Here is a 570-nt window from a genome sequence, read left to right as displayed (position 1 = left end):
AATGTTCAAATGGATGAATTGGTAGATGGAGTAGGAAAGCGTCTGGCCGAGCTGACTGGGGCGGAGTGGGGGCTTGTAACCTCTGGTGCTGCGGCTGGAATTAAGTTGTGCACATTTGCATGTTTATCTGGAGGAAATCCCGAAAAGCTCCTCAGGATGCCTGATCTGACCGGCTTTGAGAAAACCGAAGTGATAATTCCAAGAGCTTCCCGCACAGTTTACGATCACGCGGTAAGAAGTACCGGGGTTAAAATTATTACAGTTGATGATGAGGAAGATCTCCGAAGGAAAATAGGCCCGAGGACCGCAATGATCTATATCGACGCGGAGAAGGAATCCTTTTTGCCACTTGAAATAATTTCCAAAATTGCCAAACCATTAAACGTTCCGGTTTTTGTTGATGCCGCGGCGCATATCCTTACATTTCCTAATGCGCATTTATCGCGTGGTGCCGACATGGTTGCCTTTAGTGGAGGAAAAGGCCTGAAAGCTCCGGGAAGTTGCGGACTTTTACTGGGAAAAAAAGACCTGTTGATGTCGACGTGGCAGGCGGCTGCCCCTCATCATGGG

Annotated in this window: 1 protein-coding gene; it reads left to right on the top strand. The window is 48.4% G+C overall.

All coding sequences use genetic code 11. From position 1 onward, the window contains the following. Window positions 1–570: aminotransferase class V-fold PLP-dependent enzyme (locus WKF69_RS04145; protein WP_340379715.1), on the top strand; the 570-nt coding region annotated here is incomplete at both ends.

Source organism: Daejeonella sp. (assembly GCF_037719425.1).
GTDB lineage: Bacteria > Bacteroidota > Bacteroidia > Sphingobacteriales > Sphingobacteriaceae > Daejeonella.
The sequence above is the reverse complement of the archived record's forward strand: the minus strand, read 5'-3'. Positions and strand labels throughout refer to the sequence as shown.